General features: G+C 70.0%; 9 protein-coding genes and 1 pseudogene. 3 read left to right on the top strand and 7 right to left on the bottom strand.

The genetic code is table 11. The features are described from left to right. Positions 1-112: 112 nt before the first annotated feature. Complete coding sequence (locus tag FQY83_RS17975) at positions 113-655, top strand: pentapeptide repeat-containing protein (RefSeq protein WP_425478623.1); 543 nt, start codon at positions 113-115, stop codon at positions 653-655. Between the two features lie 742 nt (positions 656-1,397). Here FQY83_RS17975 and FQY83_RS18025 read toward each other — a convergent pair. From FQY83_RS18025 to pilG, 5 genes and pseudogenes are all read right to left on the bottom strand, one after another. Beyond that, a pseudogene (locus FQY83_RS18025) lies at positions 1,398-3,332 on the bottom strand (FimL-related protein); the annotation flags it as partial. 295 nt (positions 3,333-3,627) lie between these two features. Further along, on the bottom strand, positions 3,628-5,649 hold the full coding sequence (locus FQY83_RS07660) for a methyl-accepting chemotaxis protein (RefSeq protein ID WP_146386748.1): 2,022 nt from the start codon (positions 5,647-5,649) through the stop codon (positions 3,628-3,630). 42 nt (positions 5,650-5,691) lie between these two features. Next, a complete protein-coding gene (locus FQY83_RS07655) occupies positions 5,692-6,231 on the bottom strand; it encodes a chemotaxis protein CheW (protein ID WP_146386746.1) in 540 nt (179 codons plus the stop codon). Continuing rightward, a complete protein-coding gene (locus FQY83_RS07650) occupies positions 6,228-6,599 on the bottom strand; it encodes a response regulator (RefSeq protein ID WP_146386744.1) in 372 nt (123 codons plus the stop codon). Before FQY83_RS07650 ends, FQY83_RS07655 begins: the two co-directional genes overlap by 4 nt. A 13-nt stretch (positions 6,600-6,612) precedes the next feature. Next, a complete protein-coding gene (gene pilG / locus FQY83_RS07645) occupies positions 6,613-7,014 on the bottom strand; it encodes a twitching motility response regulator PilG (RefSeq protein WP_146386742.1) in 402 nt (133 codons plus the stop codon). 183 nt (positions 7,015-7,197) lie between these two features. On the opposite strand from pilG, the gene gshB reads away from it, so the two are divergent. After that, positions 7,198-8,148 (top strand): glutathione synthase, encoded by a 951-nt coding sequence (gene gshB, locus FQY83_RS07640; protein ID WP_146386740.1) that lies wholly within the window; start codon positions 7,198-7,200, stop codon positions 8,146-8,148. Positions 8,149-8,218: 70 nt separating this feature from the next. Continuing rightward, positions 8,219-9,100: an energy transducer TonB gene (locus FQY83_RS07635; RefSeq protein ID WP_192906683.1), complete on the top strand. Its 882-nt coding sequence runs from the start codon at positions 8,219-8,221 to the stop codon at positions 9,098-9,100. A 231-nt stretch (positions 9,101-9,331) separates the two neighbouring features. Here the strand turns inward: FQY83_RS07635 and lptG are convergent, their stop codons facing one another. Continuing rightward, entirely contained in the window at positions 9,332-10,441 is a 1,110-nt protein-coding gene (gene lptG, locus FQY83_RS07630; RefSeq protein ID WP_146386738.1) for an LPS export ABC transporter permease LptG, read from the bottom strand. A 13-nt stretch (positions 10,442-10,454) separates the two neighbouring features. Continuing rightward, positions 10,455-11,537: an LPS export ABC transporter permease LptF gene (gene lptF / locus FQY83_RS07625; RefSeq protein WP_146386736.1), complete on the bottom strand. Its 1,083-nt coding sequence runs from the start codon at positions 11,535-11,537 to the stop codon at positions 10,455-10,457. Positions 11,538-11,643 lie beyond the last annotated feature (106 nt).

The raw sequence follows: 11,643 nt of genomic DNA, 5'->3' as shown, positions 1-11,643 counted from the left end.
GCCAGCACGCGCGCGAGCAACGCGGCGACGGCGGGATCGACCGAAGGCCGGGCTTCTTCGGCCGCGGCTTCAGCTTCCTGCTCGGCTTCGAGGCGTTCGGTTTCGAGACGTTCTGCTTCGAGACGTTCGGCTTCGAGACGTTCGGCTTCGAGGCGCTCGGCTTCGACGCGTTCGGCTTCGAGACGCTCGACTTCGAGGCGCTCGGCTTCGAGGCGCTCGGCTTCGACGCGCTCGGCTTCGAGGCGCTCGGCTTCGAGGCGTTCGGCTTCGAGACGCTCGGCTTCGAGACGCTCGGCTTCGACGCGCTCGGCTTCGACGCGCTCGGCTTCGACGCGCTCGGCTTCGACGCGCTCGGCTTCGACGCGCTCGGCTTCGACGCGCTCGGCTTCGACGCGCTCGGCTTCGACGCGCTCGGCTTCGACGCGCTCGGCTTCGACGCGCTCGGCTTCGACGCGCTCGGCTTCGACGCGCTCGGCTTCGACGCGCTCGGCTTCGACGCGCTCGGCTTCGACGCGTTCGGCTTCGAGGCGTTCGGCTTCGAGGCGTTCGGTTTCGAGACGTTCGGCTTCGACGCGTTCGGCTTCGAGACGCTCAGCTTCGAGGCGTTCGGCTTCGAGACGCTCGGCTTCTTCGCCGGGCAGGCCGCCCGCGATGAAACCGCCATACGCGCTCAGGTCGTCGGTCGTCAGCGCGACGTCGTCGGCAGCGACCGGGGTCTCCGGCATGGCCGCCGCTTCTTCCAGCGCCTGCGCATCGACCAGCGCCGCCAGCCCGCTGGAGGCTTCCGGCAGGCTGTCGCGCAGCGCGACGAGCCGGGACGCCAGGGCATCCTGCGCCACCAGCGCGGGCGCGGGCTGCTTCAGCGTGTCGATGGTGCCGCGGACCACGTCGGCCAGTTCGGCGATCGCGTCGACGCCCTCGGGCGCGGCGGCCGCGCGTGCGGCCAGCAGGCGCCGCGCGTAGTGTTCCGCCGGTCCGAGGACGCTGTTGATGACCGGAACTTCGGTCATGGCGAACGCGCCGTTCATCGTGTGCAGCGCGCGCAGCAGGCCGTCGCTGCCCTGCGCATCGCCACCGCGTGCCTGCGCCAGCCAGGCGTCGATCGTCTGCAGGTGCCCGTCCACCTCGGCGTCGAGGATCTCGAGCAGCAGCGCGTCGATCTTCGCCGGCACGGCCGCCATCGGCTGGCCCGCCTCTGCCAGTTCGACCGTCGCCGGTTCCGGGGCTTCCTCCACCGCGTCCGCCGGCAGCAGCGCCGACGGCACCACGACCTCGGGCGGCATCACCTCCTCGCCGGCCGCGATCCGATCGGCGGCGTCCTGCAGCGGTTCGAGGTCGGTGGTGACGCTGCTCTCGCCGCGCAGCGCGGCCTGCAGCTCCGGCAGGGTGTAGAACGCGCGGTCGACCATCGCGATCACCGCCTCGCTCGGCGGGCGCGATCCGTCGAGCACGCGGTTGAGCATGCTCTCGATCTTCCAGCTGAATTCGCCCAGCGTGCGCGCGCCGACCAGGCGGCCGCTGCCCTTGAGGGTATGGAACACGCGGCGGATCGGCCGCAGCTTTTCCATGTCCTCGGGCGCGGCGCGCCACTGCGGCAGCAGCGCGTCGAGGTTGTCGATCTCCTCGGCGAATTCCTCGAGGAACACCTCGCGGATTTCCTCGTCGATCTCCTCGCCGACCGATTCGAAGCCGCCGACGACCGGCCCGGCCGGTTTCGCGGGCGATTCAGCGGCGGGCGGGGCCGGTGCCTGCGGGGCCTCGGGCGCGGGCGCGACCTCTTCCGCGGCCGGCGCTTCCACCGCGGCAGGCACTTCGACCACGGCAGCGGCGGCGGGTGCCACCACCTGCGGCAGCGGCCAGTAGCCCAGCGATTCGAGGCTGTTGCGCGCGATGTCGAGAATCTCGTCGCGGTTGCCGCGCTGCTCGCGCAGGGCTTCGAGGTAGTACTCGAGGCTGGCGAGCGCATCGGCCAGGGTGTCCAGCTGGCGGCCGTTGGGCACGCGCTGGCGGTTGATCAGTTCGTTCTCGGTGTAGCGGCTGACCGCGACCAGGTAGTCCGCGGGCAGGGACAGCTCCATCATCCGCAGCGCGCCGGACACCTCGTCCAGCAGGCGCGGCACCTCGGACAGCTGCTCGTGCTGCCAGCTGGTCTCGACGAACGCCACCAGCGCCTGGCGCGCCTGCACGAAGTTGGCGATCGCCTCGCGCACGATGGTGTCGACCACCTGCCGCGTCTCGCCGGCGAACAGTTCGTTTTCCGCCTGCGCGCCCGTGGGTTCGGCCGAACCCAGCCGCGCCACCTGGTCGTCGAGCGTGGCGTCGACGTACAGCAGCGCGCCGGCGACGTCCAGCAGCGCGTCCTCGTTGGCCGCGACGGTGCCGTCGAGGATCGCCTGCATCGCGTCGCGCTGCTGTTGCACCACCTTGCGCGCGACGCCGAGGCCGAGCATGCCGAGCGTGTCTGCGACGCGGCCGAGGGTCTCCGCGTGCGGCTGCAGCGCCGACAGGTCGCTGGCGCCGGTGCGCAGGTGCAGGTCGAGCGCGTCTTTGACGTGCAGCAGGTCGTCCTTCACCGCGGCCGAGACGGTATCGAGCAGCGCGCGGTTGCGGCCGCTGATGCTGCCCTGGGCATGTTCGAGTTCCGATTGCGTCGGCAGCGCGGCGTCGAGTTCGAAGACCTGCCTGAGTTCCTGCAGCGCGGGATGGTCGCCCTCGTGGTGGGCGACGTGGTACAGCAGCTGGCGCGTCGGCTCCTGCGCCGCCTCGCCGCGCACTTCTGCAAACCCGTCGTGGTCGAGCAGGCCGCGGCGCGCCTCGCGCTCGACGCCCGTGAAGACCTTGCGCAGGCCGGTCGACGCCGGCAGCGCACCGTCGGCGAGCGCGCGGGCGACGTTCGAGGCCACCCACAGCATCCGCCGCACCGGTACCTGGCGCACGTGCGGCAGCAGCGCGTCCACCGCCGGCACCAGCGGCGCCAGCGAGGCCTGATCGGCGGCATCGTCGCGCCAGCCGGCGATCGCCTGCTGCAGCGCTTCGAGCAGCGGCAGCGCGTCGTCGTTGGACGCGGGCACGTCGAGCGCGGTCGCGATCGCGCCCGGCAGCGGACGCTCCAGGTCGGGCGCGAACAGCACGCTCTCGCTGAGCCCGCTTTCGCCGCGCGCGGCGCGTAGTTCGTTGAGCAGCGGCAGCAGCACGATCGGGATGTCGCGGTGCCCGCCCTGCAGGCGTTCGAGGTAGTCGGGCAGCAGCACGATGCCGCGCAGCAGCGTGGCGCAGGCGCCGTCGCGGTCGCCGATGGTGCCGGCGTGCAGCGCCAGGGCAACCTGCTCCATCTCCTCGGCGACCATCGCCGGCGCATACAGCTCGACCATGCGCAGCGTGCCCTGCACCTGGTGCAGGTAGCCGGCGCACAGCCGCATCCGGCTGACGTCGGCCGGGTCCTCGGCGTAGTCCTCGAGCTCGGCCTTGGCCAGGCGCAGGGTTTCGTCGAGCTCGGGCTTGATCCAGCCGAGCGCGGTGTGGTCGAGGGCCTCGCGCAGCGCGGTCATCGCCGCCCTCCGCGCATGCCTGCGTGCGCCCGCCTGCGGCCGGTCGTCGTCGCGTTCATCCCGTCCCCTGGCTCCGTGCTCAGGCCGGCAGCTTGAAGTCGGCGACCGAACGACGCAGGTTGGCGGCCAGCTGCGCGAGGTTTCCGATCGACTGCGCCGTCTGGTTCGCGCCCTGCGAGGTCTGCGCGGTGATGGACTGGATCGTGTTCATGGTCTCGGTGATGTTGCTCGCCGCCGCGGACTGCTGCTTGGCCGCGGTGGAGATGCCGAGAATCAGGTGCGCGAGGTTGCTCGACACGTTTTCGATCTCGCCCAGCGCGGTGCCGGCGTCCTCGGCCAGGCGCGCACCGGCGACCACTTCCGAGGTCGTCTGTTCCATCGAGCTGACCGCTTCGTTGGTGTCGGACTGAATCGTCTGCACCAGCGTCTCGATGCGCTTGGTGGCGTTGGAAGCGCGTTCGGCCAGTCGCTGCACTTCGTCGGCCACCACCGCGAAGCCGCGGCCCGCCTCGCCCGCCGACGCCGCCTGGATGGCCGCGTTCAGCGCGAGGATGTTGGTCTGCTCGGAGATGTCGTTGATCAGTTCCACGATCGAGCCGATTTCCTGCGAGCTTTCGCCCAGGCGCTTGATGCGCTTCGAGGTTTCCTGGATCTGGTCGCGGATCGAGTCCATGCCGGCGATCGTCTCGCGCACCACGCCCGCGCCCTTGGTCGCGATCTGCACCGAGCGCTGCGCCACGTCGGCCGACTCGGCCGAGTTGCGCGACACCTGGTCAATGCTCGAGGCGATTTCGGTGATGCGGTTGGAAGCGGAGTTGATCTCCTGCGCCTGGTGCTCGGCGGCCTCGGCCAGGTGCATGGCGGTGGCCTGCGTTTCCTGCGCGCTGGAGGCCACCTGCGCCGAGGTGTCGTTGATCGTGCCCACCAGGTCGCGCAGGTTCTCGACCGCGAAGTTGATCGAGTCCGCGATGGCGCCGGTCATGTCCTCGGTCACCGTCGCCTTCACCGTCAGGTCGTTCTCGGCGAGCGCGCCGATTTCGTCCAGCAGGCGCATGATCGCCTCCTGGTTGCGGTTGTTGAGTTCCATCGTGTCCTCGAACCGCTTGCGCTGCGCGCGGTTCAACGACCACAGCAGGCCGCCGATGGCGATGATCGCCAGCAGGCCGCTTATGATGCTGATCCAGACGTTGCCCAGGACGCTGGTGTCCTTGAGCGAACCGAAGGCTGTGAACGCCGAGAACAGGTTCTGGCTGTCCGAGAGCAGCTTGTCCGAGCCGCCGGTCAGCGCCGCGGACGCGGCCTGCGCCTGGAACAGGCTCGGGGCGCTGGCGATGATCGCCTCCAGGTCCTTCTTCATCTCCTCCCAGCGCGTGGACGCCTGGCCCAGCGCCGCGACCGCGCCGGCGTTGGACAGCGGCTGCACGTTCATCGCCTGGTCGCCCGCGCGCAGGCCCTCGAGCACCTGCTCGAACACGCCCACGTCGCGCGACAGCGCGTCGCCGGCGATGGCCGCGCCGCTGCCGCCGGCCTGGATTTCGGTGACGCGGCGCGCCATGTTGCCCGCCAGCACGTTCTGGCGCAGCGCGATGTAGACCTGCGAGGCCGGCGAACCGCTCGAGGACATCGCGCGCACCAGTTCGTCGAGCTGCGCCTGCAGCTGCGGCACCGCCTGGCTGAAGCGGTTGGCGTTCTCTGCGAAGCCGCTCACCGCCGCCTGGCTCGCGGCCACCTGCTCGGCGCTCTGCGCCAGTGGGGTCCAGGTCTCGGTGACAGTGCGGATCGGGCCGGAGACGCCCGCCGTGTCGCCGAAGTTCGCGTTCAGCTGCTGCACGTCGCGGTCGATCTGCGCCTTGGTGTCCTTGAAGGCGTCGAAGGCCGCGGGGCTGCCGGCCACCGCTTCCCGGCCCTGGTTGGCCAGGCGCTGCGAATTCACCTGCAGGCTCGAGGCCGCGGTGCTCGCGCCGCCCAGCCGCGCCGCCTTCCAGCCCGCGTAACCGGTGTTGGCACCGAAGATCACGAGCGTGGTGACCAGCGCCGCGATCCAGAAGTTGCTTCCCAGTCCGCGACCCTTGCCTGCGATCGAATCGACTACTGTGCTCATGCTCTTACCCCTGCCCCTGCTCTGTCTTGCTGGACGCGACCGTCAGGCCGCGGCTTGTCTGAATTCCGGTGTCCGTGCCAGCTTGCTCAGGCTGAACACGCCCCAGTTCTGGTCGGCGAACCGGTAGGCGCGTTCGACGAAATGCCCGTAGCGGCCTTCGGCGAGCGCCTCCGGCTCGATCTGCTGCTCTTCCTGGAAGCTGCGCTGCCCGTACAGCTCGTCGATCGTGACCGCGACGTCGCCGTCGGGCTGGCGCACGATCAGCACCCGCTGCGTCTCGTGCAGCACGGTGCGCTCGCCCTCGAGGAACTGCTTGAGGTCGACGATCGGCAGCAGGCTGCCGCGGACGTTGCCGACGCCGAGCATCCACGCCTGCGCGCCGGGCACCGGCGTGATCTGCGGCAGCGGCAGGATTTCCAGCACCTCGTCGAACCCGGACGCCAGCCGGCGCACGCCGATGCGGTAGCCGACGCCGCGCCACAGGCCCGGCGCGTCGAACTGCTCCGGCAGGCCCGCGGCGTGCGCGAGGCTGCGCTGCTCGAAGTCGAGCAGCATCGCGAACGGGTCGCGACGCTGGTTCATCCCGCCGTCCCCAGCAGGCGGTTGATCTCGCCGATCAGCACGTCTTCCTTCGGCGGCTTGACAAGATAGCCCTTGGCGCCCTGGCGCATGCCCCAGGCCTGGTCGGTCTCCATGCCCTTGGTGCTGACGATCAGCACCGGGATCTCCTTGGTGCCGGCGTCGCGGGCGAGCGCGCGCGTGGCCTGGAAGCCGTTCATGCCCGGGAGCACGACGTCCATCAGCACCAGGTCGGGCTTCTCGCGCTTGCATACCTCGATGCCGTCCTCGGCGCTGGTCGAGGCCAGCACCTGGTGGCCGTTGCGTTCAAGCACCTGGGTCAGCACCGCCGTGTCGGTCGGTGAGTCCTCGATGATCAGGATTCGAGCCATGGCGGTTCCCCCTTCACGCCTTGACATGGGTACGGATCGCGTCGAGGAGCTCCTCGCGCGTGAATGGCTTGGTGACGTACTGCTCGGAGCCCACGATGCGCCCGCGCGCCTTGTCGAACAGCCCGTCCTTGGACGAGAGCATGATCACCGGCGTGCCCTTGAACAGCTGGTTGTTCTTGATCAGCGCGCAGGTCTGGTAGCCGTCCAGGCGCGGCATCATGATGTCCACGAAGATGATCTGCGGCTTCTGGTCGGCGATCTTGGCGAGCGCCTCGAAGCCGTCCACGGCGGTCACCACGTCGGCGCCCTCGCGCTTGAGCAGCGTCTCGGCGGTGCGGCGGATGGTCTTCGAATCATCGATGACCATGACCCGCAGGCCATCGAGGCTGCCGGCGCGACTATCGTCTTGCGTCATTCTTCGTTCCCCCGGCGCTCGATGCAGGGTCACTGCCCGCATCGTCGCGATCGCCGTATATTCCAGCCTCCTGCGGGACTGTCAAGTTCCCATGAAGAAGATTGCGCAAGCCGTCGTCTCCACGGGCGAAAGTGACGCGCAGCGGCTGCTAACATTTGTCAGAAAGTGCCACAGGTGGTTCACATGTCCCTCGATGTCGTGGTGGTGATGGATCCGATCGAATCGATCGGGATCGCCAAGGATTCGACCTTCGCGATGCTGCTGGAAGCGCAGCGCCGCGGCCACGCGCTGCACTACGTGCTGCCGGGCGGCCTTGGCATGATTCAAGGCACCGCGCAGGCGCGGCTGGCGCCGCTGACGGTCCGCGATGATCCGGCGGGCTGGTTTGAAATGGGACAGCCGTCACAACGTGCGCTGGGCGCCGGCGATGTGGTGCTGATGCGCAAGGATCCGCCGGTTGACGCCGACTACATTCACGACACCCTGATCCTGGGCGCGGCGCAGCGCCAGGGGGCGCAGGTGGTCAACGATCCCCGCGGGCTGCGCGACATGAACGAGAAGCTGGCCGCGCTCGAGTTCCCGCAGTGCTGCCCGCCGACCGTGGTCAGCCGCGACGCCGCGACGCTCAAGGCCTTCGTCGCCGAACACGGCGATGCCGTGCTCAAGCCGCTCGACGGCATGGGCGGCCGCTCGATCTTCCGCGCCAGGGCCGGCGAGGCCAACCTCAACGTGATCCTGGAAACCCTGACCGGCGGCGGCCGCCACCTGGCGATGGCGCAGCGCTACCTGCCCGAGATCGTCGACGGCGACAAGCGCATCCTGCTGATCGACGGCGAGCCGGTCGACTACTGCCTGGCCCGCATCCCGCAGGGCGACGAATTCCGCGGCAACCTCGCCGCCGGCGGCCGCGGCGAGGGCCGGCCGCTGAGCGAAAGCGACCGCTGGATCGCGGCGCAGGTGGGGCCGGAGATGAAACGCCGCGGTATGCGCTTCGTCGGCCTGGACGTGATCGGCGACCGGCTGACCGAGGTCAACGTCACCAGCCCGACCTGCATCCGGGAGCTGGACAAGCAGTTCGGGCTGAACATCGCGGGGATGCTGTTCGATGCGATCGAGAAGCGGGATGGCAGGTGACAATGGGGACAGGCGCCCTTCCGGCGTCCGGCCCTGACTGACCCGCCACCCATTGCCCAGCACGCCCTCCGTGTCCACCCTCGCCCTCCCCCCCGCCCCGCCGCGCATCGGCGAACGCGAACGCCTCAGCGCCACCATGGTGCTGTCGCTGCTGCTGCACGGGATGCTGGTGCTGGGCGTGGGCTTCGCGCTCGACGACGCCGCTCCGGTGCTGCCGACGCTGGACGTGATCCTGACCGAGACCACCAGCCCGCTGACGCAAAAGCAGGCCGACTTCCTCGCCCAGGCCAGCAACCAGGGTGGCGGCGAGCACGACCGGTCCACGCGCCCGCGCGACGACCAGGCCGGACTGGTGGCGCAGGCCGAACCCGGCGTGGCGCCGATCGAGATGCGCGCGCAGTCGCCGGATGCGCAGCCTCCGCCGCAGGCGCGCGTGGTGTCCAGCCATCGCGGCGAGGCGCCGACGCCGACCGCGGACGCGCGCCCGCAGGCCGACGACAGCGCCCTGCCGCGTGGCCCGGAGCGGGTCGAGCGCGACCTCGCCATGGCCCGCCTGGCCGCCGAGATCCACCTGCGCTCGGAGCGCTACGCCAAGCGCCCCAAGCGCAAGTTCGTCTCCGCCAGCACCCAGGAATGGGCCTACGCCAGCTACCTGCGCGACTGGGTCGACCGCGTGCAGCGCGTGGGCAACCTCAACTATCCCGACGAGGCGCGACGGCGGCAGCTGGCCGGCGAACTCGTGATCAGCGTGGCGATCCGGCGCGATGGCTCGGTCGAGCGCGCCGACATCATCCGCTCCAGCGGCATCAAGCTGCTCGACGATGCCGCGCTGCGCATCGCGAAGCTGGCCGAACCGTATTCGCCGCTGCCCAGGACGGAAGAGAACGTCGACATCCTGCACGTGACCCGGACCTGGCAGTTCCTGCCGGGGGGGGAGTTGGTCGACGATTGAGGCGATGCGCGGGGGCTGGGGGAGCCGCGTAGCGCCCGGATCGGTGGGTCAGGTCAGGCTGGCGCTTCAAGTTGAAAGCCAAAGCGCCCCCACCCCAGCCCTCCCCCGCAAGCGGAGGAGGGGGCTGACTGCGCGGGAGTGCCGCGCAAGCGCCACCCGTTCGTCCGGCCCCGCGCAGCGCGCGGGGCGTTCGGCAAGCCCGCGCGGCAGTGCCGCGCAAACGGGCTTGCCTCACCCACTCCGTCGTCGGAACAGGAACCAGGACACCGCGAGCATCATCACCGGCGGCACCAGGTAGGCGATGCGGTAGTCGAACTTGTAGACCGCCGCCAGCTTCACCACCTGCGTCTGCAGCAGCCAGAACCCGAGCGCGAACACCACGCCGATGAACAGGCGCCGGCCGAGGCCGCCGCTGCGCAGGCTGCCGAAGGCGAAGGGAATCGCCGCCAGGCACAGCGCCAGCACGTTGAGCGGGTAGAACCAGTGGCCCCAGTAGTATTCCTCGAACTCGCTGGCATCGAGCTGGTTGCGCTTGCGATAGTCGATGCCCTGCTTCAGTTCGGCTGACGACATGTAGCGCGGGCGCCAGATGTTGCTGGCGTTCGCGGCCAGCGCGGCGGAGTCGAGGCTCGATTCCCAGTGTTCCTCGGCCACGTCGGTCTGGGTGACGGTACGCTCCTCGAAATAGGTGCGCTTGACGTCGCGCAGCAGCCAGCCCGTATCGCGGTGCTCGGCGATGCGCGCGTGGGCGATCGACGACAGCCGGCCGGCGTCGTCGAACTCGAACAGGCGCACGTCGTTGAGCTCCAGCCAGCGCTCGTTCTCGTCGCCGCGCTCGTGCCCGGCCTGGGCATTGAGGAAGGTGTCGCCCTCGCGCGCCCACAGGCCCGAGTACTGCGCGACGATCATGTCCTTGGAGCGCGCCGCGGACTTCATCATGTCGGCGCTGCGCTGCGCCCAGGGGCCGAGGGTTTCGGCGTTGACCATCATCAGGCCGGTCAGCAGCAGCAGCGGCAGCGCGACCGACAGGCTCAGCCGCTTGCGCGAGACGCCGAGCGCGCGCAGGGCGGTCAGTTCGGAGCTGGCCGCGAGCTGGCCCAGGCCCATCAGCGAACCGATCACCGCCGCGGTCGGGAACATCATGTACGCGCGGCGCGGCAGCGTGTGCGCGATGTAGGTCACCGCGTCGAAGAAGCCGTAGTTGCCCTGGCCGACGCTGCGCAGTTCGTCGACCATCGCCAGCACCAGGTCCAGCCCGGTCAGCACTGCCCAGGTCAGCACCACCGTGCCGATGACCACGCGCGCGACCAGCAGGTCGTGGATCTTGGGGAACGGCTTCATCGCATCCGCTCCCTCACGTCCTGGCCTTGCGCGAGCGCTTCATGCGCCCGTCGCCGAAGTACATCCACGCACCGAACGCCAGCAGCGGCAGCACCAGCCACCACAGGCCCAGCGCCGTCGGCAGCTTGCCGTTGGCCAGTCCGTTGCTGCCCAGCAGCATCAGGTTGATGCCGAACACGTAGGCCAGCAGGCCGAGGATGATCCGGCCCCAGCGCGCCTGCCGCGGCGGGCTGCGCGCCAGCGGCACCGCCAGCAGCGCGAACGCCAGCGCCAGCAGCGGCGGCGCGAGGCGGAAATGCAGCTGCGCGCTGGCCTCCGGGCGATCGTCCGACAGCAGCGCCGGGGTCGACATCAGCTCCGGGTCGTTGTCCAGGTCGCGGCTCTCGGCGTCGGGCAGGCGCACTTCGTTGCTGGCATAGCGCATCAGGCGGAAGTCCTTGCCGCCGTCCATCGGGCCCTCGACGCGGAAGCCCTCGTCCAGCTTCAGGTAGCGCGTCGTGCCCTCGAGGTTGAGGGTGCCGGTGCGGGCCGAGGTGATGTCCATGCGCCCCTCGTCCTGGCGGTAGATGAAGACGCGGCCCAGGTAGGTGCCGTCGTTGGACATCGCGTTCGCGTAGACCACGCCGCCGCCGCCCGGCAGCTCGACGAAGCGCCCCGCCTCGAGCCCGGCGACCAGCAGGGTGCGCTGGCCGGCCTCGATCATCTGCTGCGAGTACTGCCGCGCCCACGGCCCCAGCCACAGCGAACAGGCGCCGATCATCAGCACGAACGGCACCACCAGCAGCATCAGCGGGCGCAGCATCCGGCGCGGGCCGACGCCGATCGAGGTGATCACCGGCATCTCGCTGTCGCGGTACAGGCGCCCGACCGACAGCAGCAGGCCCAGCATCAGGCCCAGCGGCAGGATCAGCGGCAGGTAGTTGAGCACCTGCAGCCCGAGCTGGGCCAGCATCATGCCGGCCGGCACCCGGCCGCGGACGATGTCGCTCAGGACGTCGGCGAACACCGCGCCCAGGCTCACGATCATCAGCACCACCAGGGCCGCGAACGTGGTCTGCGCGAATTCGCGGAACAGGTAGCTGTCGAGCTTCGGCATTAAGGGGGCTTGGATTAGACTAGAGCATTGCGTCCGGACCGCCGTGGCAGCCGCGATCGACATGATCCCGGGGCCCGAAGGCCGCTTTCCGGGCGACGATTGTACG

Source organism: Luteimonas marina (genome assembly GCF_007859325.1).
GTDB classification, from domain to species: Bacteria; Pseudomonadota; Gammaproteobacteria; order Xanthomonadales; family Xanthomonadaceae; genus Luteimonas; species Luteimonas marina.
The sequence above is the reverse complement of the archived record's forward strand: the minus strand, read 5'-3'. Positions and strand labels throughout refer to the sequence as shown.

Bases quoted from the DNA above. Each gene is read 5' to 3' on its own strand.
- pilG (WP_146386742.1), bottom strand. From the start codon at position 7,014: ATGACGCAAGACGATAGTCGCGCCGGCAGCCTCGATGGCCTGCGGGTC.
- FQY83_RS07660 (WP_146386748.1), bottom strand. From the start codon at position 5,649: ATGAGCACAGTAGTCGATTCGATCGCAGGCAAGGGTCGCGGACTGGGA.
- FQY83_RS07650 (WP_146386744.1), bottom strand. From the start codon at position 6,599: ATGGCTCGAATCCTGATCATCGAGGACTCACCGACCGACACGGCGGTG.
- gshB (WP_146386740.1), top strand. From the start codon at position 7,198: ATGTCCCTCGATGTCGTGGTGGTGATGGATCCGATCGAATCGATCGGG.
- FQY83_RS07655 (WP_146386746.1), bottom strand. From the start codon at position 6,231: ATGAACCAGCGTCGCGACCCGTTCGCGATGCTGCTCGACTTCGAGCAG.
- lptG (WP_146386738.1), bottom strand. From the start codon at position 10,441: ATGAAGCCGTTCCCCAAGATCCACGACCTGCTGGTCGCGCGCGTGGTC.
- lptF (WP_146386736.1), bottom strand. From the start codon at position 11,537: ATGCCGAAGCTCGACAGCTACCTGTTCCGCGAATTCGCGCAGACCACG.